The sequence below is a fragment of the Streptomyces fragilis genome (assembly GCF_003112515.1).
Lineage (GTDB): Bacteria > Actinomycetota > Actinomycetes > Streptomycetales > Streptomycetaceae > Streptomyces > Streptomyces fragilis.
In genome coordinates this window covers 1,106,190-1,131,093 of record NZ_BEVZ01000004.1, presented here as the reverse complement: position 1 = coordinate 1,131,093, position 24,904 = coordinate 1,106,190, and the positions used below count along the sequence as shown (strand labels likewise).

Annotated in this window: 22 protein-coding genes; 14 read left to right on the top strand and 8 right to left on the bottom strand. The window is 72.3% G+C overall.

Going from position 1 to position 24,904, the window contains the following annotated elements; all coding sequences use genetic code 11:
* Window positions 1–47 precede the first annotated feature (47 nt).
* Complete coding sequence (locus tag Sfr03f_RS30300) at window positions 48–251, top strand: hypothetical protein (protein WP_159105668.1); 204 nt, start codon at window positions 48–50, stop codon at window positions 249–251.
* 189 nt (window positions 252–440) lie between these two features.
* On the opposite strand, the gene Sfr03f_RS18290 is transcribed toward Sfr03f_RS30300, so the two are convergent.
* From Sfr03f_RS18290 to Sfr03f_RS18280, 3 genes are all read right to left on the bottom strand, one after another.
* Window positions 441–1,967 carry a DUF2637 domain-containing protein gene (locus Sfr03f_RS18290; protein WP_108954924.1) on the bottom strand — a complete coding sequence of 509 codons (1,527 nt, stop codon included), beginning with the start codon at window positions 1,965–1,967 and terminating at the stop codon, window positions 441–443.
* Between the two features lie 145 nt (window positions 1,968–2,112).
* Window positions 2,113–2,910 (bottom strand): DUF3558 domain-containing protein, encoded by a 798-nt coding sequence (locus tag Sfr03f_RS18285; protein ID WP_108954923.1) that lies wholly within the window; start codon window positions 2,908–2,910, stop codon window positions 2,113–2,115.
* Between the two features lie 178 nt (window positions 2,911–3,088).
* Window positions 3,089–3,994, bottom strand: a complete 906-nt coding sequence (locus Sfr03f_RS18280) for a hypothetical protein (RefSeq protein WP_108954922.1) — start codon at window positions 3,992–3,994, stop codon at window positions 3,089–3,091.
* A gap of 192 nt (window positions 3,995–4,186) precedes the next feature.
* On the opposite strand from Sfr03f_RS18280, the gene Sfr03f_RS18275 reads away from it, so the two are divergent.
* Window positions 4,187–5,380 (top strand): RtcB family protein, encoded by a 1,194-nt coding sequence (locus Sfr03f_RS18275; protein ID WP_108954921.1) that lies wholly within the window; start codon window positions 4,187–4,189, stop codon window positions 5,378–5,380.
* A gap of 8 nt (window positions 5,381–5,388) precedes the next feature.
* Here Sfr03f_RS18275 and Sfr03f_RS18270 read toward each other — a convergent pair whose 3' ends face one another.
* From Sfr03f_RS18270 to Sfr03f_RS18255, 4 genes are all read right to left on the bottom strand, one after another.
* Window positions 5,389–6,786 carry a HAMP domain-containing sensor histidine kinase gene (locus tag Sfr03f_RS18270; protein ID WP_108954920.1) on the bottom strand — a complete coding sequence of 466 codons (1,398 nt, stop codon included), beginning with the start codon at window positions 6,784–6,786 and terminating at the stop codon, window positions 5,389–5,391.
* Between the two features lie 4 nt (window positions 6,787–6,790).
* The gene (locus Sfr03f_RS18265; protein WP_108955077.1) at window positions 6,791–7,510 is read right to left on the bottom strand and encodes a response regulator transcription factor; all 720 of its coding nucleotides are present in this window, start codon (window positions 7,508–7,510) and stop codon (window positions 6,791–6,793) included.
* Window positions 7,511–7,833: 323 nt separating this feature from the next.
* Window positions 7,834–8,460 (bottom strand): FMN reductase, encoded by a 627-nt coding sequence (locus Sfr03f_RS18260; RefSeq protein WP_108954919.1) that lies wholly within the window; start codon window positions 8,458–8,460, stop codon window positions 7,834–7,836.
* Window positions 8,457–9,614, bottom strand: a complete 1,158-nt coding sequence (locus Sfr03f_RS18255) for an LLM class flavin-dependent oxidoreductase (protein ID WP_108955076.1) — start codon at window positions 9,612–9,614, stop codon at window positions 8,457–8,459. Before Sfr03f_RS18255 ends, Sfr03f_RS18260 begins: the two co-directional genes overlap by 4 nt.
* Before the next feature lie 188 nt (window positions 9,615–9,802).
* Here Sfr03f_RS18255 and Sfr03f_RS18250 point away from each other — a divergent pair, with 188 nt between their 5' ends.
* From Sfr03f_RS18250 to Sfr03f_RS18225, 6 genes are all read left to right on the top strand, one after another.
* Window positions 9,803–10,588, top strand: a complete 786-nt coding sequence (locus Sfr03f_RS18250; protein WP_108954918.1) for an SDR family NAD(P)-dependent oxidoreductase — start codon at window positions 9,803–9,805, stop codon at window positions 10,586–10,588.
* Window positions 10,589–10,893: 305 nt separating this feature from the next.
* The gene (glxA, locus tag Sfr03f_RS18245; protein ID WP_108954917.1) at window positions 10,894–12,897 is read left to right on the top strand and encodes a radical copper oxidase GlxA; all 2,004 of its coding nucleotides are present in this window, start codon (window positions 10,894–10,896) and stop codon (window positions 12,895–12,897) included.
* 260 nt (window positions 12,898–13,157) lie between these two features.
* A complete protein-coding gene (gene ctaD, locus Sfr03f_RS18240; protein ID WP_108955075.1) occupies window positions 13,158–14,876 on the top strand; it encodes an aa3-type cytochrome oxidase subunit I in 1,719 nt (572 codons plus the stop codon).
* Entirely contained in the window at window positions 14,876–15,187 is a 312-nt protein-coding gene (locus Sfr03f_RS18235; protein ID WP_108954916.1) for a hypothetical protein, read from the top strand. Before ctaD ends, Sfr03f_RS18235 begins: the two co-directional genes overlap by 1 nt.
* 167 nt (window positions 15,188–15,354) lie before the next feature.
* Complete coding sequence (locus Sfr03f_RS18230) at window positions 15,355–16,365, top strand: hypothetical protein (protein ID WP_108954915.1); 1,011 nt, start codon at window positions 15,355–15,357, stop codon at window positions 16,363–16,365.
* Between the two features lie 71 nt (window positions 16,366–16,436).
* A complete protein-coding gene (locus Sfr03f_RS18225) occupies window positions 16,437–17,468 on the top strand; it encodes a hypothetical protein (RefSeq protein WP_108954914.1) in 1,032 nt (343 codons plus the stop codon).
* Window positions 17,469–17,543: 75 nt separating this feature from the next.
* On the opposite strand, the gene Sfr03f_RS18220 is transcribed toward Sfr03f_RS18225, so the two are convergent.
* The gene (locus Sfr03f_RS18220) at window positions 17,544–18,167 is read right to left on the bottom strand and encodes a hypothetical protein (protein WP_174721601.1); all 624 of its coding nucleotides are present in this window, start codon (window positions 18,165–18,167) and stop codon (window positions 17,544–17,546) included.
* A gap of 321 nt (window positions 18,168–18,488) precedes the next feature.
* On the opposite strand from Sfr03f_RS18220, the gene hemL reads away from it, so the two are divergent.
* The 6 genes from hemL (at window position 18,489) to ccsB (ending at window position 24,884) form a co-directional block, all read left to right on the top strand.
* Window positions 18,489–19,805 (top strand): glutamate-1-semialdehyde 2,1-aminomutase, encoded by a 1,317-nt coding sequence (gene hemL, locus Sfr03f_RS18210; protein ID WP_108954912.1) that lies wholly within the window; start codon window positions 18,489–18,491, stop codon window positions 19,803–19,805.
* Complete coding sequence (locus Sfr03f_RS18205; protein ID WP_108954911.1) at window positions 19,802–20,503, top strand: histidine phosphatase family protein; 702 nt, start codon at window positions 19,802–19,804, stop codon at window positions 20,501–20,503. The genes hemL and Sfr03f_RS18205 overlap by 4 nt, the downstream gene beginning before the upstream one ends.
* A gap of 97 nt (window positions 20,504–20,600) precedes the next feature.
* The gene (locus Sfr03f_RS18200; RefSeq protein ID WP_108954910.1) at window positions 20,601–21,224 is read left to right on the top strand and encodes a TlpA family protein disulfide reductase; all 624 of its coding nucleotides are present in this window, start codon (window positions 20,601–20,603) and stop codon (window positions 21,222–21,224) included.
* 37 nt (window positions 21,225–21,261) lie between these two features.
* Window positions 21,262–21,984 (top strand): cytochrome c biogenesis CcdA family protein, encoded by a 723-nt coding sequence (locus Sfr03f_RS18195; RefSeq protein WP_108955074.1) that lies wholly within the window; start codon window positions 21,262–21,264, stop codon window positions 21,982–21,984.
* A gap of 3 nt (window positions 21,985–21,987) precedes the next feature.
* Window positions 21,988–23,781 (top strand): cytochrome c biogenesis protein ResB, encoded by a 1,794-nt coding sequence (gene resB, locus Sfr03f_RS18190; protein ID WP_108954909.1) that lies wholly within the window; start codon window positions 21,988–21,990, stop codon window positions 23,779–23,781.
* The gene (ccsB, locus tag Sfr03f_RS18185) at window positions 23,778–24,884 is read left to right on the top strand and encodes a c-type cytochrome biogenesis protein CcsB (RefSeq protein WP_170145102.1); all 1,107 of its coding nucleotides are present in this window, start codon (window positions 23,778–23,780) and stop codon (window positions 24,882–24,884) included. Before resB ends, ccsB begins: the two co-directional genes overlap by 4 nt.
* The last annotated feature ends 20 nt before the right edge of the window (window positions 24,885–24,904 follow it).

The window sequence follows — 24,904 nt, the reverse complement described above, 5'->3', positions numbered from 1 at the left end:
GACCCACGGGGGACGGGGGCTGGAAGGTCATGAGGGAAGCCGGCGGAGTGCGTCTTCGGTCCTGGCGGGCGGCGGTGGCCGCCGCGGTGGTCCTGGCGGCGGGGGTGGGCTGCGACGCCGGCGGTGAGCAGCTGAGCTTGGCCGGCCTGACCGGCACCGCCGACGCCGTACCGGAGGACGGGGCCGACACGTGCCCCCTGCCCTACGACATCGCCGGGTGCTGCGGGCGTGGACGCCCGTCGGACCGGTGACCTCGCCGAGGCCCTGGCGGCTCAGGTGCGGTGACACGGGTTCGGGCACGCCGTGTCCTCCCACGCGCGATTGATGTGGCGCCTTGTGGAGCCTCACGGCCGCTTCACTGATGCAGCACGGCCCGTCAGGAGAGCCTGGCGGGCCGTGCTGTGTCGCCGGCCGGCACGTGGTGGGCGCGGCCTTCTTCGTCAGGCGATGTGGTCCTGGGCGAGCTCGACGTCGTAGCGGCCGGCGAAGCGGTCGACGAAGTCCTTCAGTTCGGCGGTCGTGAGGGTGTGACCGTACTCGGCCTCGAGGATCTCGCCGAACTGGCGCGCGGTGGGCAGGCTGCCGTCTATGGCACGGCGGAAGACCTGGTAGTACGCGTCCTCGCGTTCCCCGTCGTCCTCGAAGTCCACCGTGGCGCGGGAGGGGGGCTGCTGCTCCTGGCGCTGGGCCGGGATGTTGATCTCCGGGGCCGGCGCCGTGCCGGGCTGCTCGGGGTCCGGCTCCCCCTCGGGCTGGGCGCCCTCGCCGAGCCGGCGGGTGCGGCCGCCGGGCTGGCCGACGGGGACCGGGAAGGCGCCGGTGTCCTCGGGCGACGCGGGCTGGGCGGGAGGGGCGGGCGACGGCTGCGGGTCCTGCTCGGGGCCCTGGTAGGGCGCCTGCTGGGCGTACCACTGCTCGGTGGCCGGGTCCGGCTGGTAGGTGGCGGGGCTGTAGCTGCCCAGGCGCGGGTCGTAGAACCAGGCGCTGCCGTCCTCGCCGTAGTGGATCTGCTGGTCGGCGGGCATCTGCGGCTGCCCGGCCCAGCCCTGCTGACCCGCGGGCGCCTGCTGGTGGCCCTGCTGGGGGTGCTGCTGCCACTGCTGCTGGGGCTGCTGCTGCCGGAGCGGCTGGGGCTGCTGGACCTGCGGGGCCCCGGGCTGCGGCTGCGGCTGCAGCGCGGAGGCGGGTCCCTCCAGCTGCGGGGCGGCCTCTGCGGAGGTCATCGCGGGGGCGGCGGACCGCGCGTCGCGCTCGACCTCGGCGGCCGGGACGACGGCCGGCTTGATGCCCGCCGCGGCCAGGCCCGCCGCGGCGGTGTCGGCCAGCGGGACGCCGAACTTGGCGAGGCGCAACGGCATCAGGGACTCCACCGGCGCCTTGCGGCGCCAGGCGCGGCCGAAGCGGGCCCGCAGCCTGGTGCGGTACACCAGCCGCTCCTGCTCCAGCTTGATGACCTCCTCGTAGGAGCGGAGCTCCCACAGCTTCATCCGCCGCCACAGCAGGAAGGTCGGCACCGGCGACAGCAGCCACCGGGTGAGGCGGACGCCCTCCATGTGCTTGTCGGCCGTGATGTCGGCGATGCGCCCGATGGCGTGCCGGGCGGCCTCGACGGCGACCACGAACAGGACCGGGATGATCGCGTGCATGCCGACGCCCAGCGGGTCCGGCCAGGCGGCGGCGCCGTTGAAGGCGATCGTCGCGGCCGTCAGCAGCCAGGCCGTCTGGCGCAGCATGGGGAACGGGATGCGGATCCACGTCAGCAGCAGGTCCAGCGCCAGCAGCACGCAGATGCCGGCGTCGATGCCGATCGGGAAGACGTACGAGAAGTTCCCGAACCCCTTCTGGAGGGCGAGTTCGCGCACGGCCGCGTAGGAGCCGGCGAAGCCGATGCCGGCGATGACCACGGCGCCCGCGATCACCACCCCGATGAGTATGCGATGCGTCCGTGTGAGCTGTGGCGTGGCCACCCGACTCCCCTTCCAGACTGTCCGTTGCGCGCACCAGGGTTGCACATGTGTACGGGTGCCGGTCGGTCGGACGACCGCACCGGCACCCGTGAAGTGCCGCACGACTCGGGCGGCGCAGGACGTAGGGGGCGTCTCGCCCCGGGGGTCAGGACTTTGCGGTGGACTTCGACGGGGAGGCCGACGGGGAGGCGGAGGAGCCGTCGGCGTCCTCGGCGTCGTTGGCCGCGGTGACCTTGCCGACGGCCTCCTTCGCGGCGTCGACGGCCCGCTCGCTCAGCTTCTTCGCGCTCGGCGCGTCCTCGCCGGCCAGGCCCGCGCCGTTGTAGTCGACCGTCACGACGACGTTCTCGACCAGCACGACCACGGTCTGCTGCTTGAAGAGGCCTTCCTTCTTCTTCAGGTCGTAGGTGACCAGGGTGGCCTCGTCGCCGACGCTCTTGACCGGCTTGCCGGCGACCTTCTTGGCGTCCGCGGTGCTGCGGGCGTCCTCGATCGACGTCTCGTACTGCTTCTTAGCCTGCTCCGAGGCCGCGCCGCGGACCGTGTCGGAGTCGAAGCGCAGCATGGAGACGCTGAGCCAGCGGTACTGCGAGCCCTTCACGCCGTTGTCGTCCAGGCTGTTCCAGGTGCAGCTGGCCCGGGTGCCGGCGTCGTCGGTGCGGCCGGCCTTCTCGCTCTTGAGGCCCTTGGGCACCAGGTCGTCGAGCGTCTTCCTGCCCAGCGCGTCGCACGCCTTGGGCAGTTCCTTGTAGGCGGCCGGCTCCAGCGTCGGGGAGGGCTTGGCGGAGGCCTTGCCGCTGCTCGCGCTCTGCTTCGCGTCGGACTTCGGCTCCGCGTCCGAGGAGCACCCTGCGGCGACGAGCATCACGGGGAGGACTGCCGCGCCCGTCAGGGCGCGCACGACTCGCTGAACGGGACGGTTGGCTCGGTGCGCTCGCTGCATGGTTCCTTCACTCACGGCTTCGCTTCGGCTCCTGCGGGACCCGGATACCCCCGACCCGGCGGATGACGTCAGGTCCGGTGATCGATCCGGTCCGACAGGCCACGGTACGCGGTGAGCGAGGGCCGTCGCCCGGCCCGAGGCGTTCCCCGGACAGGCGGGCGGGGGCTGTGCCAGGGTGTCAGCCGGCCAGTTCCTCGGCCAGCTCGGCGGCCAGTTCCTGGGCCCTGTCCTGCATTTCCTCGCTGTCGGCGCTCTCGCCGGCGCGGGTCGGGCGGCTGGTGTACTCGACCGTCACGAGGACGTTGGACGTGCGGAACACCACAGTCACGGTGCGCTGGGAAGCGCTGGTTCCGGTGGTGCCGAGGGTGTCGTCGAGGAACGCCTCCTCCCCGAGCTCGTCGAGGGAGCGCGGTGCCGAGCCCGCCGCGGCCGCGGAGTCCGGACTCCCGGCGTCACCGGCCCCGTCCGAAGCCCCGGCCGAGGCTCCGGACCCGGCGGTGCCGGCCCCGGTCTCCTCGTCCCCGCCCTCGTCCGCGGGCTTCTTCGACGCGTCCGGCGAGGACGACGCGTCCGACGAGGAGGAGGACGAGGGAGAGGCGGAGGAATCGACGTCCGCGGACGACCCGGCGCCGGGTGCCGGCACGCCGGCCTCCTCGCGCAGGGAGGTGAAGAGCTCGGCGGCCTTGTCGTCGTCGCCGACCTCGGGCTCGTAGGAGACCACCCGCTCGAAGTCCACGGACAGCGAGGAGGTCGCGGACCTCGACTCGGCCTGCCAGCGGCAGCCGACCTGACGGTCCAGGTCGTAGGTGAGGGAGGCCGTGCCCTCGTAGGCGGCCTCGCGCTTCCTCTCGTCCCGGATGCCCTGCAGGCCGGGCAGCAGCTTGTCCAGCTGCTCGTCGCCCACCGTGCCGCAGGGCTCCGGCAGCGTGCGGTAGCGGCCGGGCTCGGCCTCGGCCACGGTGGCGTCGGCCGCGCCGGGCTTGGAGTCGTCGGCCTGTTCCCCCTCGGACGGGCCGCCGCTGCAGCCGGCCAGCACGGCCGTGAGCAGCGCGGCGATGCCGAGGGTGTACGCCTTCCGCTGCACGGACGGGCTCCTCTCCAGGGGTTAATCGGTTGCCGACGGGACCGTGTCCCGGCAGACAATGTGTATCGCACACGCCACCGGGAACGCCGGTCTGCGGTCACCTTCGTGACGTTGGTCATGCATGTTGAGTTCGTCCGGACCTGTCAGGTCCCGTGTGCTTTTCGTTGTCGCTTTGGGGGGAGATGGTCGGTCATGTCGTACGTCGAGGTACCGGGTGCGAAGGTGCCGATCCGTATGTGGACGGACCCGGCGTCGGTCGAGGACGTCGCCATGCGGCAGCTGCACAACGTCGCGACGCTGCCGTGGATCAAGGGCCTCGCGGTGATGCCCGACGTGCACTACGGCAAGGGCGCGACGGTCGGCTCGGTGATCGCCATGCAGGGCGCGGTGTGCCCGGCGGCGGTGGGCGTCGACATCGGCTGCGGGATGTCCGCGGTGCGGACGTCGCTGACCGCGAACGACCTGCCGGGCGACCTCTCCCGGCTGCGGTCGAAGATCGAGCAGGCCATCCCGGTGGGCCGCGGGATGCACGACACCCCGGTGGACCCGGGCCGGATGCACGGCTTCGCCACCGCCGCGTGGGACGACCTGTGGGACCGGTTCGACTCGATCGCCGACGCGGTCAAGTTCCGTCAGGAACGGGCGGCGAAGCAGGCGGGAACGCTCGGCTCGGGCAACCATTTTGTCGAGTTCTGTCTCGACACCGAGGGTTCGGTGTGGCTGATGCTGCACTCCGGGTCGCGCAACATCGGCAAGGAGCTCGCCGAGCACCACATCGGCGTGGCGCAGAGCCTGCCGCACAACCAGGGGCTGATCGACCGCGACCTCGCGGTGTTCGTCGCGGACACCCCGCAGATGGCCGCGTACCAGAACGACCTGTACTGGGCCCAGGAGTACGCGAAGTTCAACCGGTCGATCATGATGGCGCTCTTCAAGGACGTGGTCCGCAAGGAGTTCAAGAAGGCCAGGGTGACCTTCGAGCCGGAGATCAGCTGCCACCACAACTACGTGAGCCGCGAGCGGTACCAGGGGATGGACCTGCTGGTCACCCGCAAGGGGGCGATCAGCGCGCGGTCCGGCGAGTACGGGATCATCCCGGGCTCCATGGGCACCGGCTCGTACATCGTGAAGGGGCTGGGGAACGACGCGTCGTTCAACTCCGCCTCGCACGGCGCGGGCCGGCGGATGAGCCGGAACGCCGCCAAGCGGCGCTTCACGGCGGCGGACCTGGAGCGGCAGACGCAGGGCGTCGAGTGCCGCAAGGACTCCGGCGTGGTGGACGAGATCCCGGCCGCGTACAAGCCGATCGAGCAGGTCATCGACCAGCAGCGGGACCTGGTGGCCGTGGTGGCGCAGCTCAAGCAGGTCGTCTGCGTCAAGGGCTGACGGGCCCCCTACCGCTCCTCCTCGTTCACCGTGAACCCGATGACCGAGCCGCCGCCGTCGCGGCGGAAGGCGAAGGGCGCGCCGTTGTGGGAGGCGGAGACCTCGCGGACGATGGCCAGCCCGAGGCCGGAGCCGGGGAGGCTGCGGGCGGCCGGGGTGCGGTAGAAGCGGTCGAAGACGCGGCCGAGGTCGGCGGGGGCGATGCCGGGGCCGCGGTCGAGGACCTCGACGCGGACGTGGGCGGCGCCCTCGGGGCGGGTCACCCGGACGTCGATCGGGGCGGTGCCCTCCTGGTCGAACTTGGCGGCGTTCTCCACCAGGCTGGAGACGGCCCGCTGGAGGGCGGAGGGGCGGCCGTCGACGACGGTGTCGCCGGCGACGGAGACCCGCACGTCGCGCCCGGTGCGGCGGCGGGCGTGCACCGCGACGTCCTCGGCGAGGTCGGCGAGGTCCACCGGGCGGACCGGTTCGGTGTCCGACTGGCCCGCCGCCAGGTCGACCAGCTCGTTGACCAGGTCGGTCAGCTCGCGCGACTCGGTGGCCAGGTCCTCCACCAGTTCCTCGCGGACCCGCGGCGGGAGCTCGTCGATCCGCCCCAGCATGGAGATGTTGGTGCGCAGCGAGGTCAGCGGGGTGCGCAGCTCGTGGCCGGCGTCCTGGACGAGGCGGCGCTGGTCCTCCTCGGACTGGGCGAGCCGGTCGAGCATGCGGTCGAAGGCGCGCCCGAGGCGGCCCACCTCGCCCGCGCCGGTGACGGGCACCTGGATGGACAGCCGCCGGGTGCGGGCCACCGCCTCGGCGGCGTCGGTCAGGGCGACCAGGCGGCGGGTGATGCGGTGGGCGAGCCACCAGCCGAAGAGACCGGCGGCGAAGACGACGGCGACGATCTGCCAGGCGGTGCGGCGCTGCAGCTCGCGCAGCAGGTCCTCGGTGTCGCTGAACTCGTGGGCGACCTGCACCGCGCCGCGTCCGCCGCCGAGCGAGACGGTGGCGATGCGGTACATGTCGTGGCCCGCCTCGATGTCGGCGTGCTCGACGCTGATTCCGGCGGCCTGCCGGACGGCGGTGCGCCGGTCCTCGGCGGTGACCGGCAGGGCGGGGCGGCCGGGGTCGTCGACGGAGCCGTCCGGGCCGAGGACCTGCACGACGGTGCGGCTGGGGCGGACGATGTCGTGGCCGGGGACGTGCGAGGAGAAGTCCTCGGGCGTCATGCGGCGCTGGCGCACCTCGGCCCGCAGGTCGCCGACCACCTCGGCGAAGATCGTCTGCTGGTCCACCCGGACCATCCGGGCGGCCGCGTTGTACGAGAGCAGGCCGACCACCACGGTGACGGCGGCGGCGACCGCGGCGAAGGACACGGCGAAGCCGGTCCGCAGCGAGGCCAGCCGGCCCAGACGTGCGCGCACCCGCTCAGCCCTCCCGCAGCACGTACCCGACGCCCCGTACGGTGTGGATCAGCTGCGGGGCGCCCGGCTCGTCGAGCTTGCGCCGCAGGTAGCCGACGTAGACGGCGAGGTTCTTGGAGCCGGGGCCGAAGTCGTAGCCCCAGATGCGGTCGTAGATGGTGGTGTGGTCCAGGACCACGCCCGCGTGCCGCAGCAGGAGTTCCAGCAGGTCGAACTCGGTGCGGGTGAGCTCGATCTCGCGTTCGCCGCGCCAGACGCGGCGGGCGGAGGGGTCCATCCGCAGGCCGGCCGCGGCCAGCGTCCTGGGGTCCTGGGCGGTGTCCGCCGGGCGCGGGGCGGGCGTGGTGACGGGTTCCTTGCCGGCCCGGCGGAGCAGGGCGCGCAGGCGGGCGAAGACCTCGTCGACCTCGAACGGCTTGGGGACGTAGTCGTCCGCGCCGGCGTCCAGGCCGGCGATGCGGTCGGCGGTCTCGACCAGCGCGGTCAGCATCAGGATGGGCGTGCGGTCGCCGCGGGCGCGCAGTTCGCGGCAGACCTCCAGACCGTCGACGCCGGGCATCATCACGTCCAGCACCAGCACGTCGGGCGTGGTCGCGGCGGCCTGCTCCAGCGCGGCGGCGCCGTCGGCGACGGCGGTGACCTCGTAGCCCTCCAGGGTGAGGGCGCGGGCGAGGGCGTTGCGGATGGCGCGGTCGTCCTCCGCGAGCAGCACGGTGTGGGGCACGGGCACAGTGTGTCATTCCTGTGCCCGGACCCCTCGTGCCGCAGCGGCGCCCGCGGGCGGGGTGGTGTCGTGGCGGCTGTGCCCGCGGGCGGGGCGGTGTCGTGGCGGCTGTGCCTACGGGCGGGGCGGTGTCGTGACGGTTGTGCCTACGGGCGGGGCGGTGTCGTGACGGTTGTGCCTGCGGGCGGGGCGGTGTCGTGACGGTTGTGCCTGCGGGCCGGGCGGTGCCGTGACGGTTGTGCCTGCGGGCGGGGCGGTGCCGTGGCGGCTGTGCCCGCGGGCCGGGTCCTGCCGTGGGGCCGTGCCCGCGGGCCGGGTGGAGGTCAGGAGGGGCGGCGCAGGGCCTGGAGGGCCTGTTCGAAGGGGACGGTCTCCAGGTCGCCGACCCGCACGACGCCAGGCTCGTCCTCCCGCGCCGCCCGGGCCGCCGGCAGCCGGCCGGGGCCGGTCATCAGCGCTGCCAGCTGCCCGGCAGCGCGGGCGATCCGCTCCTGCAAGCCCTCGGCGCCCCAGTCCTCCGAGGCCGCGTAGACGCCGGTGGGGACGACCACGGCGCGCAGGTAGGAGAAGAGCGGCCGCAGAGCGTGGTCCAGGACCAGGGAGTGGCGGGCCGAGCCGCCGGTGGCGGCGATCAGCACGGGCTTGCCGTCGAGGGCGCCCTGGTCGAGGACGTCGAAGAAGGCCTTGAAGAGTCCGCTGTAGGAGGCGGAGAAGACCGGGGTGACGACGATCAGTCCGTCGGCGGCCGTCACCGCCGCCTGGGCGGCGGCGAGCTCGCGGCCGGGGAAGCCGTTGGTGAAGTTGTGCGCGATCTCCACGGCGAGGTCGCGCACCTCGATCACCGTGACCTCGGCGCCGGTGCGGTCGGCGGTGGCCTGTGCCAGGCGGTCGGCCAGCAGCCGGGTGGACGACGGGACGCTCAGGCCCGCCGAGACGACGACCAGCTTCATCGTGCGGCCTCCTTCTCGGGTGCGGTGACGGCGATGGTGGCGGGGGCGGCGGTCGCCTCGGCGGCTTCCGCGGCGGCCCGCTCCCGTGCCCGGGCGACCCGCGCGGCGTGGCTCGGGGCGTCCGGCACGTCGGCCGGGCGGCCCTTGGCGAACTCCTCGCGGAGCACCGGGACGACCTCCTCGCCGAGGATGTCGAGTTGCTCCAGCACGGTCTTCAGCGGCAGGCCGGCGTGGTCCATCAGGAACAGCTGGCGCTGGTAGTCGCCGGCCACCTCGCGGAAGGACAGCGTGCGCTCGATGACCTGCTGCGGGGAGCCGACGGTCAGGGGGGTGTCCCGGGTGAAGTCCTCCAGGGACGGGCCGTGGCCGTAGACCGGGGCGTTGTCGAAGTAGGGGCGGAACTCACGGACCGCGTCCTGGGAGTTCTTCCGCATGAACACCTGGCCGCCGAGGCCGACGATCGCCTGCTCGGGGCGGCCGTGCCCGTAGTGGGCGAAGCGGGTGCGGTAGAACTCGACCATCCGGCGGGTGTGGTCGGCGGGCCAGAAGATGTTGTTGTGGAAGAAGCCGTCGCCGTAGTACGCGGCCTGCTCGGCGATCTCGGGGGACCGGATCGAGCCGTGCCAGACGAACGGCGGCACGTCGTCCAGGGGGCGGGGCGTGGAGGTGAAGCCCTGCAGCGGGGTGCGGAACTTGCCTTCCCAGTTCACCACGTCCTCGCGCCACAGGCGGTGGAGCAGGGCGTAGTTCTCGATCGCCAGGTTGATGCCCTCGCGGATGTCCTGGCCGAACCAGGGGTAGACCGGGCCGGTGTTGCCGCGCCCCATCATCAGGTCCACGCGGCCGTCCGCGAGGTGCTGGAGCATCGCGTAGTCCTCGGCGATCTTCACCGGGTCGTTGGTGGTGATCAGCGTCGTCGAGGTGGACAGGGTGAGCCGCTCGGTCCGCGCCGCGATCCAGCCGAGCATCGTGGTGGGGGAGGAGGGCACGAAGGGCGGGTTGTGGTGCTCGCCGGTGGCGAAGACGTCGAGGCCGACCTCCTCCGCCTTCAGGGCGATGGCGACCATGGCCTTGATCCGCTCACGCTCGGTGGGCGTGCGGCCGGTGGTGGGGTCGGTCGTCACGTCGCCGACCGAGAAGATCCCGAACTCCATGGTCATGGTCGCTCACTCCAATGTTGTTGATTGTTGAACTATATCCCACAACGAGGAGGGTGCGGCGGGTATTCCTGGGGCCCGGGAGGCGGCGGAGGGGGTGCTGAGACGGCTTGCCGTCGCGGCGGCGGGCGCGCCTATTCTGGCGGCGTCCTGGAAACGCATTCGAACGGGAGCGCCGCGCCGACATGACCGCCGCCTACACCGCCACCACCACCCCCGCCTCCCGCATCGCCGTCGTCACCGGCGCGAGCAGCGGCATCGGCGCCGCCACCGCGCGGCAGCTGGCGGCGGCCGGGTACCGCGTGGTGCTGACCGCCCGCCGCAAGGACCGCATCGAGGCGCTCGCGGAGGAGATCGAGGCGGCGGGCCACTCCGCCACCGCGTACGCCCTCGACGTCACCGACCGCGCCGCCGTCGACGAGTTCGCCACCGCCTTCAAGACCATCGGCGTGCTGGTGAACAACGCCGGCGGCGCCCTCGGCTCGGACCCGGTGGCCACCGGTGACCCGCAGGAGTGGCGCACGATGTACGAGACGAACGTCATCGGCACCCTCAACGTCACCCAGGCCCTGCTGCCCGCGCTGACCGCGAGCGGCGACGGCACCGTGGTGGTGGTGTCCTCCACCGCGGGTCACGCCACCTACGAGGGCGGCGCCGGGTACGTGGCCGCCAAGCACGCCGAGCACGTGCTCGCGGAGACCCTGCGGCTGGAGATCGTCGGCACCCCGGTGCGGGTCATCGAGGTCGCGCCCGGCATGGTGAAGACCGAGGAGTTCGCCCTGACCCGTTTCCACGGGGACCAGGAGAAGGCGGCCAAGGTCTACCAGGGCGTGGCCGAGCCGCTGACCGCGGACGACGTCGCGGACACCATCGCCTGGGCGGTCACCCGCCCCAGCCACGTCAACGTCGACCTGCTCGTCCTGCGCCCCCGCGCCCAGGCCTCCAACACCAAGGTGCACCGCGAACTGTGACCGCGGGCGCGCGGTGACCCCGGTCGCGGGTCACGCCGCGTCGCAGGTCACGCCGCGCCGCAGGTCACGGCGGTCTCCCGGCGCCCGTCCACACCCTGTGGACGGGCGTCGTCGCGTTGCGCCCGCCGCGCCGCCGCACCGCCGAACGAGGGGGCCGTGACTCTCCGTGGCGTTTCGCTGCCCGGTGTGAGTGGCGGATGTTCCTACGATCTTCCCAGCTGCTCAACATCTGATGACCCATCAGATGAGCTGCAGGGGCGGGGATCCAGCGAACGTCAGCGCAACCGATTCCGGAAGTCACCTCCATGGCAGATACGAACAGCCGTCCGCGGATCCGCCGGACCGTTCTCGGCGCCGCGGGAGTGCTGGTCCTGGCCGCTCTCAACGCTCCCGCCGTCTACGACTTCGCGTCCCGGACCTATCACGCCCACCTGATCGAACAGCCGTCGTACAAGGCCGACCACGGCCACTGGCAGATCGTCGACGTCCCGGAGCGGTTCCGGATCAACACGATCCACGCCGCGCTGCTGAGCACCGGCAAGGTCCTGCTGATCGCCGGGTCCGGCAACAACACCAAGATGTTCGACGCCAAGACCTTCCGCACCGTGGTGTGGGACCCGGTCCGCAACACGTTCAAGAACGTGGAGACGCCCAACGACCTGTTCTGCGCGGGCCACGCCCAGTTGCCCGGCGGCAACCTGCTGGTCGCCGGCGGCACCCAGCGGTACGAGACGCTGAAGGGCGACGTCGAGCGGGCCGGCGGCCTGATGATCGTCTACAACGAGAACCCCGACAAGCCGAAGACGCTGCCCGAGGGCACCCTCTTCACCGGCAAGGAGAGCGGGAAGGTCTTCGCGTCCCGGGCCAGCATCGTGGTGCCGCGCGCGAAGAAGGAGATCGACCCGGACACCGGCAAGGCCACCGTCACCGCCTCCTCGGCGCGGGTGTACGTGGAGGCGACCCAGGACGGCCCGCAGCACCAGACCGGGTCACAGGACCAGTACAGGATCAAGGGACTGAAGGGCGCCGAGAAGCGCAACGTCTACGGGATCGCGCAGAAGCTCTCCTTCGACAAGAAGGACTTCCAGGGGATCAAGGACGCCTACGAGTTCGACCCGGTCGCCGAGAGGTACATCAAGGTCGACCCGATGCACGAGGCCCGCTGGTACCCCACGCTGACCACGCTGGAGGACGGCAAGGTCCTCTCCGTCTCCGGGCTGGACGAGATCGGGCAGGTGGTCCCGGGCAAGAACGAGGTCTACGACCCGAAGAAGAAGGACTGGGAGTTCGTCCCCAAGTCACGCTTCTTCCCGACCTACCCGGCGCTCTTCCTGGCGCAGGGCGGGAAGATCTTCTACACCGGGTCGAACGCGGGGTACGGGCCGGCCGACAAGGGACGCGTCCCCGGCCTGTGGGACCTGAAGAGCGGGGCCTTCACCGAGGTGCCGGGGCTCAAGGACCCGAACCTGCTGGAGACCTCCATGTCGGTGCTGCTGCCCCCGGCGCAGAAGCAGCGCTACATGGTGATCGGCGGCGGCGGCGTGGGCGAGAGCCCGAGGTCCACCGACCGCACCGGGCTGGTGGACCTGAAGGCCGAGGAGCCGCGGTTCGTGTCCGGGCCCGACCTGTACGCCCAGGCGCGCTACCCGTCCGCGGTGATCCTCCCGGACGACACGGTCCTGGTCACCAACGGCTCCGGCGACTACCGCGGCAAGGGCGACAGCAACGTGCTGGAGGCCGCGGTCTACCACCCGGCGAGCAACCGGTTCACCGAGGCCGCCGAGCCGCTGGTGGGGCGCAACTACCACTCCGGTGGCCTGCTGCTGCCGGACGGCCGGGTCATGACCTTCGGCTCCGACTCGCTCTTCTCCGACAAGGCCGACTCCAAGCCCGCCGTCTTCGACCAGCGCCTCGAGCTCTACACCCCGCCCTACCTTCACCAGGGCGGACAGCGGCCGCGGCTGCTGGAGGGCGAGGACTCCCGCCGGACGGTGAAGCTCGGCGGGTCGACCACGTACACGAGCCCGGACGCCGCGCGGATCGAGAAGATGCGGCTGATCCGGCCGGGCGCGTTCACCCACGTCACCAACGTCGAACAGCGGTCGGTGGCGGTGCAGTTCACCAAGGAGCGGGGCCGGGTGAAGGTCACGCTGCCCGACGACCCGTCCCTGGTGCCGCCCGGCTGGTACATGCTGACCGCGGTCGACGGGCGCGGTGTGCCGTCGGAGGCGGTCTGGGTGAAGGTGCCGGTGTCCGGCGACGCCACGTCGCTGAGGACCACCGCCGAGCCGCCCGCGCCCGCCCTCTAGGCGACCGGCGGACGCACACCCCCATCAGGGACCGAAGTCCCTGGCCGGCCGGGACCTGGGGCCCCGCCGACCAGGGACTTTCGCTGTCCGGCAACGGGTCCCAGGGCCCTGGGGCCAAGCCCTCGCCGGGGCCAGCATGAGCGGTGGCAGGCCGGGAAGGCCGTCAGCCGTCCTCCTCCCCCGTAGGACCGGACCGCTCTCCCGGCCCGCCGGACGTATCAGCGCTTCGGGAGGACGACCCGGTGGACACCGCACAGCCGATGGAGACGGACGACCGGAAGGCCGCCACCGGACCACCGCCTCCCGTCCCCGCTCCCGCCGGGACCCTCGCTGCCGCTCCCGCTCCCGCTGCCGCTCCCGCCCGGGCCCGGCGGGCCAACTGGGTCGACTGGCTGACCACCACCGACCACAAGAAGATCGGCACGATGTACCTGGTCAGCGCCTTCGTCTTCTTCGGCGTCGGCGGCTTCCTGGCCCTGCTGATGCGCGCCGAACTGGCCCGCCCCGGCACGCAGATCCTCTCCAACGAGCAGTTCAACCAGGCGTTCACCATGCACGGCTCGATCATGCTGCTGATGTTCGCCATGCCGCTGTTCACCGGCTTCGCCAACTGGATGATGCCGCTGCAGATAGGCGCGCCGGACGTGGCGTTCCCGCGGCTGAACATGCTGTCCTTCTGGCTGTTCCTGTTCGGTTCGCTGATCGCCGCGTTCGGCTTCCTCACCCCGCAGGGCGCGGCCAGCTTCGGCTGGTTCCTCTACGCGCCGCTCTCCTCGGAGATCTACTCGCCGGGCATCGGCTCCGACCTGTGGATCATGGGCGTCGCCCTCTCCGGCTTCGGCTCCATCCTCGGCGCCGTCAACTTCATCACCACGATCATCTGCATGCGCGCGCCCGGCATGACGATGTTCCGGATGCCGATCTTCACCTGGAACGTCCTGCTGACCGGCGTGCTGATCCTGCTGGTCTTCCCGGTGCTGGCGGCGGCCCTCTTCGCCCTGGAGATGGACCGGAAGTTCGGCTCGCACATCTTCGACGCGGCCAACGGCGGGGCGCTGCTGTGGCAGCACCTGTTCTGGTTCTTCGGCCATCCCGAGGTGTACGTCCTGGCGCTGCCGTTCTTCGGCATCGTCTCCGAGGTCATCCCGGTCTTCTCCCGCAAGCCGATGTTCGGCTACATGGGCCTGGTGGGCGCCACCGTCGCCATCGCCGGCCTCTCCGCCACCGTGTGGGCGCACCACATGTACGTCACCGGAGGGGTGCTGCTGCCCTTCTTCGCCTTCATGACGATGCTGATCGCGGTGCCGACGGGCGTGAAGTTCTTCAACTGGATCGGCACCATGTGGCGCGGCTCGCTGTCCTTCGAGACACCGATGCTGTGGGCGGCCGGCTTCCTGGTGACCTTCCTCTTCGGCGGGCTCACCGGCGTCATCCTGGCCTCGCCCGTCCTGGACTTCCACGTCTCCGACTCGTACTTCGTGGTCGCGCACTTCCACTACACGCTCTTCGGCACGGTGGTGTACGCGATGTTCGCCGGGTTCCACTTCTGGTGGCCCAAGTTCACCGGCAAGATGCTCGACGAGCGGCTCGGCAAGATCACCTTCTGGACGCTGACGGCCGGCTTCAACCTGACCTTCCTGGTGCAGCACTGGCTGGGCGCCGAGGGCATGCCGCGCCGGTACGCGGACTACCTGGCCGCCGACGGCTTCACCGCGCTCAACACCCTCTCCACCATCGGGTCCTTCCTGCTCGGCCTGTCGGTGCTGCCCTTCCTCTACAACGTGTGGAAGACGGCGAAGTACGGCAGGCCGGTCGGCGTGGACGACCCGTGGGGGTGGGGCCGCTCGCTGGAGTGGGCCACCTCCTGCCCGCCGCCGCGCCACAACTTCGAGCGGCTGCCCCGGATCCGCTCGGAGTCCCCGGCCTTCGACCTGCACCACCCGGGCGTCGGCGACCGCGAGATCGAGACGGTGAAGTGATGGGTGTCCTCGCCCTCGGGTTCGCCGTCCTCGCCCTCGCCGGATACGTCTGGTACGTGCCCGCCCTGCTGGAGCTGAGGGCCGGGGCGGCGGACCGGCCCCCCTCCCGCCGCAACTCGGCCGCCGCCTGTCTGGTGGCGTGGACCACGGTGGCCCTGACCGCCGTGGTCCTCCCGGCGGACGCCGCGGGATCACTGGCGCTGTGCGCGGTGGGCGCGGCGGTCACCGTCGCCCTGCGGCTGCGGGCCGTCCTGCTCTCCCGGCGCGAGAGCCGGGAGGCGGCGGGGGTGTGGGCGGAACTGCACCGGTGAGGACGGGGCGGCGGCTCTCCGGGAACCGTGGGCGGCACGTGAGGTGAGGGTCCCGTCGGTCCTGCCGTACAACCTTGTCCGGGGCAAACGGGTCACACACCGCGAAACCCTTGGCCATGCCCGATCCCCGGACCGTGTGGCCGCCCCCTGACCTGCGAGAGGTTCCCATGAGAGTTCGCCGTGCCCTGGCCGTCGCGGCGGCCGCCGCCGTCGTCGCACCGCTGACCCTGCTGTCGGCGCCGACGGCGTTCGCCGAGGGCCCGATACCGTCCGCCTCGCAGAGCCGGCCGGCGGGCGGGACCCCGGAGACCGGCGGCGCGGGAACCACGGAACCCGCCGCGGGAGGCGAAGCCACCGGCGAGGGGACGCCCGCCGCGGGCGGCGAGACGTCGCCGGCGGCCACCGGGACCCCCGCGCCCGCCGCGCCCGGCCCGGACGGGCCCTCCGGCAGGGTCGAGAACCTGGGCGGGGGCGCAGGCCAGGAGGAGGGTGAGGGCGAGGAGTACCCGCTCTGCGAGAAGCGGGCGATCGACAAGGGCCTGAGCACCGCCGTCACCGGCCTGCCCGCCGCCTACGTCGCCGGCTCCGGCTGGGACGAGTTCCGCCTCACCGTCACCAACCGGACCGGCAAGGAACTGGACCGGCTGTGGTTCGACGTGTCGGTCGAGCTGGGGGCGGCCGAGGTCGAGTACCTCGACGAGGGCGGCTGGACGGACGAGTTCCGCTGGGAGGGCGACACCGCGAGCTTCGGCGGCTACGCCGAGGACGTCGCCGCGGGCGAGTCCCTCGTCTCCGACCTCCGGGTCCGCGTGCGCGCGGGCGTCCAGTCCGACGAGTCGTTCGTGGTCGGCGGCGCGTTGTACCAGGGCGCGGACGACACCTGCTTCCACAACGGCGACACCTACGACTTCGTCGTCCTGCCCGCCGGGACGAGCACTCCGTCGCAGACGCCCTCGCCGTCCGCCTCGCCCAGCGTGACGTCGTCACCGTCGCCGTCCGCGTCCCACAGCGGCACGGGCGCGTCGCCGCAGGGCGGCGGGGGGACCACCGGCAACCTCGCCGCCACCGGCAGCGACCGGGCCCTCGGGCTGGTGGGGGCCGCGGGTGCGGCCGCCGTCGTGCTCGGCGGCGGCGCGGTGCTGGTCACGCGGCGCAGGAACGCGGGCGCGCGGCTCTGAGCGCGGAGCCCGCGAGGGCCCCGGCCCGGCCCGCGCCGGCCACCACCCGTTCCCACCTTCGAGGGGTTCCCATGAGAGTTCGTCGTGCCCTGGCCGTCGCGGCGGCCACGGCGGTGGTCGCACCGCTGGCCCTGCTGTCCGCGCCGGTGGCGTACGCGGAGGATCCCGCCCCGTCGGCCTCGCGGACGCCGGGACAGGGCGTGACCGCGACACCCGGGACCTCCGGGGAGCCGGCTGCGTCCCCGTCCCCGACCGGCTCCCCGGAGGTCCCGGCCCCCGGCGCCGCCCAGCCGGGCGGGGAGCGGCCGGGCGGGGACCGGCCGGGCGAGGGCGGGGCGCCCGGGGCGGAGGACACCCGGGAGGAGGAGGCCGACGACCCGGTCCTCCCGGTGTGCACCCGCAGCGAGGTCGTCGAAGGACTCAAGGCGAAGGTCACCGGCCTGCCCCGGCGGATCGGGGCGGGGGCGGGCTGGGACGAGTTCCGGTTCACCGTCACCAACGACACCGGCAGGGACCTGGACCGGCTCTGGATCGACCTGGCCGTCACCTACCAGGAGAACCCGGAGCTGCTGGCGGAGGGCCTGGCCGAGATCCAGTACCGGCACGACGGACGGTGGTCGGACGACGAGTACCACCGCTGGCCCGGCAGCACCGGCAGCTACAGCGACAAGCTCCTCGACGTCGCGGCGGGTGCCACCTTCACCGCCGACCTGCGCGTGCGGGTCCGCGAGGACGCCCCGGCCGGGGTGTCGTGGGCCTACACCGACGTCGTGTACGACGAGGACCTGACCTGCTACCGCGGCAGGAGCGACCTGCGCGAGTTCACCGTCGTGGCGGCCGGTACCGCCCCGCCGGAGACTCCGCGGCCCACCCCCACTTCCACCCCCTCCGCCACCGGCCGGCCGGACCCGGCCGACCCGGTGGACCACGGCGGCGCGGGGGACGGCCACGGAACCCGGCCGCAGGGCGGCACCGGCAGCCTCGCCTCCACCGGCGCGGACAGCCTTCTCCTGCCGGTGGCAGCCGCGGGCGCGGCGGCCGTCGTCCTCGGCGCCGGCACCTTCCTCGCCGTCCACCGCCGCAGGACCGGCTCCCGGACCTGACGGGCCCGACGGGAGAAGGGGTGCGCGAGGCCCGCAGGCCTCGCGCACCCCTTCCGCGTCAGCGCCTACGGCCCGTCAGGGCCAGACCAGGCAGTACGGCTGGTGCCCCGCCTCGTGGAGGCGGTGGCTGAAGTCCTGCCACTCGTGCAGCAGTTGGTAGACGTTGAACGCGTCGCGGGGGCCGCCCCGGTCGGGGACCGTGGACCAGATGAACGCGGCCGCGCCCACGGCCTCCTCGCCGATGCCGCGCAGCGGGTCGACGGTGGTCATGGGCAGCTTGACCACCGCGTACTGGGGGCGCAGCACGACGAGTTCGAGCGGGGGCACCTTGTTCAGCGGCACGCCCTCGATGCCGGTGAGGACCATCGCCGCCACCGTCTCGGGCTTGATGCGGGTGAAGAGGCCGCCCATGCCGAGCTCGTCGCCGCCGAGCTCCTCCGGGCGCATGGTCTCGGGGACGCGGGCGGCCGCGGCGCCGCTCGGCGCGCCGAAGTACTTGTACGTCACTCCCAACCGGCTGCTCCTTGCCACGGGTCCCGCCGGCTTCTCGGCGCCGTCACTCTGCGCGCCCGCCCGGCGGGCCGCGGCCTCGGCCGCTTCAGTCGTCGTCTCCTCCGCCTCGCGCCGGTGCCTGCCCCGACGGGAACGCCGAGGACCCATGTCGCCAGTCCCCTCGCCCAGTCCGCCACCGCGATGCATATCTCCACCCGACTGCTGTTCTAGGACGCGTCGCCCCCGCCGCGCAACCCGATCACCCGTTCATCGTGACAGTGACCTCCCCCACGTCCGCCCCACGAAACGTACACAGGAGAAGACCCGGAAGGAGGAACGCGCACGGGGTTCTCGTCACAGTCTCGCAGATGGGCGCAGAACACGCTCCGTTATCTCCGGACCAGGGCCGGTGCACCCGAAGGGCCGGCCACCTGCCCACCCCCGTGCCACGGGGTCGGGCCACGACCCCTGGCCTACCCTGTGGGAGTCCCCCGTAACCGCAGTCGGAGATCCGGAGAAGCCGCAGGCATGACCGTTCCGTCCTACCCCTACGAAGCCCCTGCCTCGCAGGCGCTGTTCGACCGAGCGGCCGCCGTCACGCCGGGCGGGGTGAACTCGCCGGTGCGCGCCTTCCGCGCCGTGGGCGGCACGCCCCGTTTCATGGTCTCCGGCAGCGGCCCCTACCTGACCGACGCCGACGGCCGCGAGTACGTGGACCTGGTCTGCTCCTGGGGCCCGATGATCCTGGGTCACGGCCGGCCCGAGGTGATCGCGGCCGTCCAGGACGCCGTGAGCCGCGGCACCTCCTTCGGCACCCCCGGCGAGGGCGAGGTCGCGCTCGCCGAGGAGATGGTGGCGCGGGTCGCCCCGCTGGAGCAGGTCCGCCTGGTCTCCAGCGGCACCGAGGCCACCATGTCCGCGATCCGCCTGGCCCGCGGCTTCACCCGCCGCGCCAAGGTCGTGAAGTTCGCCGGCTGCTACCACGGCCACGTCGACTCGCTGCTGGCCGCCGCGGGCTCCGGCGTCGCCACCTTCGCGCTGCCCGACACCCCGGGCGTCACGGGCGCCCAGGCCGGCGACACCATCGTGCTGCCCTACAACGACCTCGACGCGGTCCGCGCCGCCTTCGCCGCGCACCCCGGTGAGATCGCCTGCGTGATCACCGAGGCGTCGCCCGGCAACATGGGCGTCGTCCCGCCGCTGCCCGGCTTCAACCAGGGCCTCAAGGACCTGTGCGCCGAGAACGGCGCGCTGTACGTCTCCGACGAGGTGATGACCGGTTTCCGCACGTCGAAGGCCGGCTGGTTCGGCGTCGACGGCGTGGTCCCGGACCTGATGACCTTCGGCAAGGTGATGGGCGGCGGCTTCCCCGCCGCGGCGTTCGGCGGCCGCGCCGACGTGATGGCGCACCTCGCCCCGGCCGGCCCGGTCTACCAGGCGGGCACCCTGTCCGGGAACCCGGTCGCCACCGCCGCGGGCCTGGCCCAGCTGCGGCTGCTCGACGACGCCGCCTACGAGAAGCTGGCCGACTCCTCGACCCGGATCCAGGCGCTGATCGGCGACGCGCTGAACAAGGAGGGCGTCGCGCACACCGTGCAGAAGGCGTCCAACATGTTCTCGGTGTTCTTCACCGACCGCCCGGTGCACGACTACGAGGACGCCAAGGCCGCGGAGTCGTTCCGCTACACGGCGTTCTTCCACTCCATGCTGGCGAGCGGCGTCTACCTGCCGCCGTCGGCGTTCGAGAGCTGGTTCCTGTCGACGGCGCACGACGAGAGGGCCCTGGAGCGGATCGCCGACGCGCTGCCCGCCGCCGCCCGCGCCGCCGCGGAGGCGACGGCATGAGCGGGGAGAAGGGCGTGAGCGGGGAGAAGGACGTCACCGTCGTCCACCTGATGCGCCACGGCGAGGTGGAGAACCCGACCGGGCTCCTCTACGGGAGGCTGCCCGGCTACCACCTGTCCGAGCTGGGCCGGAAGATGGCGGACCGGGTCGCCGAGCACCTCGCGCCGAGGGACGTCACCTACGTGTGCGCCTCCCCGCTGGAGCGGGCGCAGGAGACGGCGACGCCGATCGCCAAGGCGCACGGCCTGGAGCTGGACACCGACGAGCGGCTGATCGAGGCGGAGAACGTCTTCCAGGGCAAGACCTTCGGCGTCGGCGACGGCGCGCTGAAGCGGCCCGGCAACTGGAAGCACCTGGTCAACCCGTTCAAGCCGTCCTGGGGCGAGCCGTACCAGGCGCAGGTCGCGCGGATGCGGGCGGCACTGGACGCCGCCGCGGCCGCGGCCCGGGGTCACGAGGCGGTGCTGGTCAGCCACCAGCTCCCGATCTGGATCGTGCGGTCCGCGATCGAGGGCCGCCGGCTGTGGCACGACCCGCGGCGCCGGGAGTGCACCCTGGCCTCGCTGACCTCCTTCACCTACGAGGGCGACCGGATCGTCGCCGTCGGCTACACCGAGCCGGCCCGGGACCTGGTGCCGGCCCACCTGCTGGCCGGCGCCAAGCCGGTCAAGGGCGGACAGAAGGCGTTCGGCGCCTAGCCGCCGCGGCAGGCCCGCGCACCCCCGCCGACGTGGGGGTTCGCGGGCCGCAGGGGGGTCCCCAAGATCCCCGGAACGGGCATGCGAAACTTTTCACATGACTGGCCACAAGCCTCGAGCGCACCGCCGCCGCCGCGCCCAGGTCGGCGCGGCCGCCGCCGCCGTCGCCGCTCTGCTGCTGTCGGCGTGCGGCTCGGACGGTGACGGCGGTGCCTCCGCCGCCGGTGGTGGCGGCACCAACTTCGTCACCAGCACCAACGGCATCGCCACCGTCGCCAAGGGCGAGCGCCGCGCCGCCCCCCGCCTGCAGGGCGAGACGCTGGACGGCGGGCAGCTGGACACCGGCGACTACAAGGGCGACGTCGTCGTCCTCAACGTCTGGGGCTCCTGGTGCGCACCGTGCCGTGCCGAGGCCAAGAACTTCGTGAAGGTCGCCGACGAGACCAAGGACCAGGGCGTCCGGTTCGTCGGCATCAACACCCGCGACACCTCCACCCAGCCCGCCCTCGCCTTCGAGAAGGAGGAGGGCATCGAGTACCCCAGCCTGTACGACCCGACGGGCCGGCTGCTGCTCCGCTTCGAGAAGGGCACGCTCAACCCGCAGGCGATCCCCACCACCCTGGTCATCGACCGGGACGGGAAGATCGCGGCGCGGGCGATGCAGCCGCTGAGCGAGGAGAAGTTGCGCGAGATGCTCGACCCGGTGCTGGCGGAGAAGTGACGTGACGCTCCTCGCCGTGGACGTGACCGGCACCGTGATGAGCGGGGCCCTGCTGCTGGCCCTGCCCATCGCGGTGCTCGGCGGTCTCGTCTCGTTCTTCTCGCCGTGCGTGCTCCCGCTGGTGCCCGGTTACCTCTCCTACGTCACCGGGGTCACCGGCACCGATCTGGCGGAGGCGCGGCGCGGCCGGATGGCGGCCGGGGCCTCGCTGTTCGTGCTGGGCTTCACCGTCGTCTTCGTCTCCACGGGAGCGCTGTTCGGCTACTTCGGACAGACGCTGCAGGAGTACAGCGGCGTGCTGTCCAAGGTGCTCGGCGTGCTGATGATCGCGCTGGGCGTCTTCTTCATGGGGCTGATGCCCTGGCTGACCCAGCGGGAGTTCCGCTTCCACCGCAGGCCCACCGCGGGCCTCGCGGGCGCGCCGCTGCTCGGGGCGCTGTTCGGCATCGGCTGGACGCCCTGCATCGGCCCCACGCTGACGTCCGTGCTGGCGCTCTCCAGCGACCAGGCGAGCGCCGGACGCGGGGCGATCCTGACCGTCGCGTACTGCGCCGGTCTCGGCATCCCCTTCGTGCTGGCCGCGATCGCCTTCCGCAAGGCGCTGGGCGCCTTCGGCTGGGTCAAGCGGCACTATGTCTGGGTGCTGCGGATCGGCGGCACGATGATGATCGTGACCGGTGTGCTCCTGCTCACCGGGGTCTGGGACCTGCTCGTGCAGCAGATGCAGACCTGGACCACTGGCTTCACACCGGGGATCTGATCCATGAGCGAGACCACCACCGAGACGACCGGCGACACCGGGACCGCCGACACCGGCGACACCGGGTCCGGGGAGACCGAGGCCGGGACCCGGCTGTCCACCGCGCCTCTCGAGTCGACCGCCGTGCCCGGCTCCTTCGGCGGCCGCCGCGCCCCGGGCGCGTGGGGCTGGATCACCTGGACGGGCCGTGAGGTCACGGGCTGGGTGCGCTGGTTCTGGCGGCAGCTGACCTCCATGCGGACGGCGCTGCTGCTGCTCCTGCTGTTGTCGCTGGCCGCCGTCCCCGGTTCGCTCGTCCCGCAGAACCGCGTCGACCCGATCAAGGTCGAGGAGTTCCGCGAGGCGCACACCACGCTGACGCCGCTCTACGACGCGCTGGGCATGTTCGACGTGTACGGCTCGGTGTGGTTCTCCGCGATCTACATCCTGCTGTTCGTCTCCCTGATCGGCTGCATCGTGCCGCGGACCTGGCAGTTCGTCGGCCAGCTGCGGGGACGTCCGCCGGGTGCGCCGCGCCGGCTGGACCGGATGCCCGCGTACACGACCTGGCGCACCGCGAAGAGCCCCGAGGAGGTGCGCGGGGCCGCGCTCGGCGTCCTCACGGGCCGCCGCTTCCGCGCCCACGCGGTGGGCGACGCGGTGGCCGCGGAGAAGGGCTACCTGCGGGAGCTGGGCAACCTCGCCTTCCACCTGGCGCTGATCGTGATGCTGATCGCCTTCGGCTGGGGCGAGCTGTTCAAGTCCGAGGGCAACAAGCTGATCGTCGAGGGCGATGGCTTCGCCAACACGCCCGTCCAGTACGACGACTTCCGGGCCGGCAGCCTCTTCTCCTACGACGACCTGGAGCCGTTCAGCTTCGACCTGGAGGACTTCCGCGCCACCTACGCCACCTCCGGCCCCAACCGCGGCACGCCGCGCACCTACGAGGCGGCCCTCACCTACCGCGAGGGCGTCGACGGGCCGGAGAAGAAGAAGGTCGTCGAGGTCAACAAGCCGCTCGAGGTCGGCGGTTCCAAGGTCTACCTGACCAGCCACGGCTACGCGCCGGTGGTCACGGTCCGCGACGGCGAGGGGAAGGTGGTCTTCTCCCAGCCGGTCCCGATGCTGCCGATCGACCAGAACATCACCTCGCAGGGCGCGGTGAAGGTGCTGGACGGCTACCGCGACCCGAAGGGCAAGGAGGAGCAGCTCGGTTTCTCCACGGTCTTCGTGCCGACCTTCGCCGGCAAGGGCAGCGGGACGATGTTCTCGCAGTTCCCGGCGCTCGACTTCCCGGTCCTCGCGGTCGCCGGCTTCCACGGCAGCCTGGGCGTGGACTCGGGCATCCCGCAGAACGTCTACCAGCTGGACGACCGGAAGCTGAAGCAGTTCAAGGACGAGAACGGCGACATCCTCCGCAAGATGCTGCTGCCCGGCGAGACCATGGAGCTGCCCGGCGGCGCCGGCTCGATCACCTTCGAGAAGGAGATCAAGGAGTGGGCGAACTTCCAGATCGTGCGGCAGCCCGCGGGCGGCTGGGCGCTCGGCGGGGCGGTCGTCGCCATCGCCGGCCTCTCAGGCTCCCTGTTCATCCAGCGCCGCCGCGTCTGGGTGCGCGCCACGGCCGCTGAGGACGGGGTGACCGTGGTCGAGATGGCGGGCCTCGGCCGCAGCGAGTCCGCACGGCTGCCGCAGGAACTGGGCGAGCTGGTCGGGCTCGTCCACGACCGGGCGCCCACCGCGCCCGACGACGAACCGGACCCCGGGTCCGGCCCCGCAGATTCCCCCGTACCTTCCCCTGAAGGGGCTGACAAGTGACGACGCTCGCCGCCACGACCAACGAGAGTCTCGCGCAGATCAGCAACGTGCTGATCTACTCCGCGATGGCCGTCTACACCCTGGCCTTCTTCGCCTACATCGCCGAGTGGACCTTCGGCAGCCGCAGCAAGGTGGCCCGCACGGCCGCCGCGCTCACGGCCGGCGAGGGGGCGGAGAAGAAGGCCGCGTCCGCCCCGGCGGTGACGGTGAAGAAGGCCGGCGGCACCGCCGTGCTGGAGCGGCCCGAGGTCGTCGTCCGGTCCTCGGGCGCGTCCCGCGCCGAGGTCCCGGACGGTCCCGGCGCCCACGGCGGCGACGAGCAGGGCGACCTGTACGGCCGGATCGCGGTCTCGCTGACCGTCCTCGGCTTCCTGCTGTCCTTCGGCGGCGTGCTGACCCGCGCGCTGTCCGTGCAGCGGGCGCCGTGGGGCAACATGTACGAGTTCAACATCACCTTCACCACGGTGGCCGTCGGCGTCTACCTGGCGCTGCTGGCCTTCCGCCGCAACGTCCGCTGGATGGGCCTGCCGCTGATCACCGCGGTACTGCTGGACCTCGGCGTCGCGGTGACCTGGCTCTACACCGAGAGCGACCAGCTGGTCCCGGCGCTGCACTCGTACTGGCTGTACATCCACGTCTCCACCGCCATCCTCTGCGGCGCGGTGTTCTACGTGGCGGCGGTCTCCACCGTCCTGTACCTGTTCCGCGACTCCTACGAGAACAAGCTGGCCACCGGCGGCAAGCCGGGCCGCTTCGCCACCTCGGTCATGGAGCGGCTGCCCGCGGCCACCTCGCTGGACAAGTTCGCCTACCGGATCAACGCGGCGGTCTTCCCGCTGTGGACGTTCACGATCATCGCCGGCGCCATCTGGGCGGGCGACGCCTGGGGCCGCTACTGGGGCTGGGACCCGAAGGAGACCTGGTCGTTCATCACCTGGATCGCCTACGCCTGCTACCTGCACGCCCGGGCCACCGCCGGCTGGAAGGGCCGCAAGGCCGCCTACCTGGCGCTGATCGCCTTCGGCTGCTGGCTGTTCAACTACTACGGCGTCAACATCTTCGTCTCCGGCAGCAAGCACTCCTACGCCGGCGTCGACGGCTGACCGGCCCCGCCCTTGCGCCC

Bases quoted from the DNA above. Each gene is read 5' to 3' on its own strand.
- Sfr03f_RS18285 (WP_108954923.1), bottom strand. From the start codon at position 2,910: ATGCAGCGAGCGCACCGAGCCAACCGTCCCGTTCAGCGAGTCGTGCGC.
- Sfr03f_RS18275 (WP_108954921.1), top strand. From the start codon at position 4,187: ATGTCGTACGTCGAGGTACCGGGTGCGAAGGTGCCGATCCGTATGTGG.
- Sfr03f_RS18260 (WP_108954919.1), bottom strand. From the start codon at position 8,460: ATGAAGCTGGTCGTCGTCTCGGCGGGCCTGAGCGTCCCGTCGTCCACC.
- Sfr03f_RS18255 (WP_108955076.1), bottom strand. From the start codon at position 9,614: ATGGAGTTCGGGATCTTCTCGGTCGGCGACGTGACGACCGACCCCACC.
- Sfr03f_RS18250 (WP_108954918.1), top strand. From the start codon at position 9,803: ATGACCGCCGCCTACACCGCCACCACCACCCCCGCCTCCCGCATCGCC.
- glxA (WP_108954917.1), top strand. From the start codon at position 10,894: ATGGCAGATACGAACAGCCGTCCGCGGATCCGCCGGACCGTTCTCGGC.
- ctaD (WP_108955075.1), top strand. From the start codon at position 13,158: ATGGAGACGGACGACCGGAAGGCCGCCACCGGACCACCGCCTCCCGTC.
- Sfr03f_RS18235 (WP_108954916.1), top strand. From the start codon at position 14,876: ATGGGTGTCCTCGCCCTCGGGTTCGCCGTCCTCGCCCTCGCCGGATAC.
- Sfr03f_RS18230 (WP_108954915.1), top strand. From the start codon at position 15,355: ATGAGAGTTCGCCGTGCCCTGGCCGTCGCGGCGGCCGCCGCCGTCGTC.
- Sfr03f_RS18225 (WP_108954914.1), top strand. From the start codon at position 16,437: ATGAGAGTTCGTCGTGCCCTGGCCGTCGCGGCGGCCACGGCGGTGGTC.
- Sfr03f_RS18220 (WP_174721601.1), bottom strand. From the start codon at position 18,167: ATGCATCGCGGTGGCGGACTGGGCGAGGGGACTGGCGACATGGGTCCT.
- hemL (WP_108954912.1), top strand. From the start codon at position 18,489: ATGACCGTTCCGTCCTACCCCTACGAAGCCCCTGCCTCGCAGGCGCTG.
- Sfr03f_RS18205 (WP_108954911.1), top strand. From the start codon at position 19,802: ATGAGCGGGGAGAAGGGCGTGAGCGGGGAGAAGGACGTCACCGTCGTC.
- Sfr03f_RS18200 (WP_108954910.1), top strand. From the start codon at position 20,601: ATGACTGGCCACAAGCCTCGAGCGCACCGCCGCCGCCGCGCCCAGGTC.
- Sfr03f_RS18195 (WP_108955074.1), top strand. From the start codon at position 21,262: ATGAGCGGGGCCCTGCTGCTGGCCCTGCCCATCGCGGTGCTCGGCGGT.
- resB (WP_108954909.1), top strand. From the start codon at position 21,988: ATGAGCGAGACCACCACCGAGACGACCGGCGACACCGGGACCGCCGAC.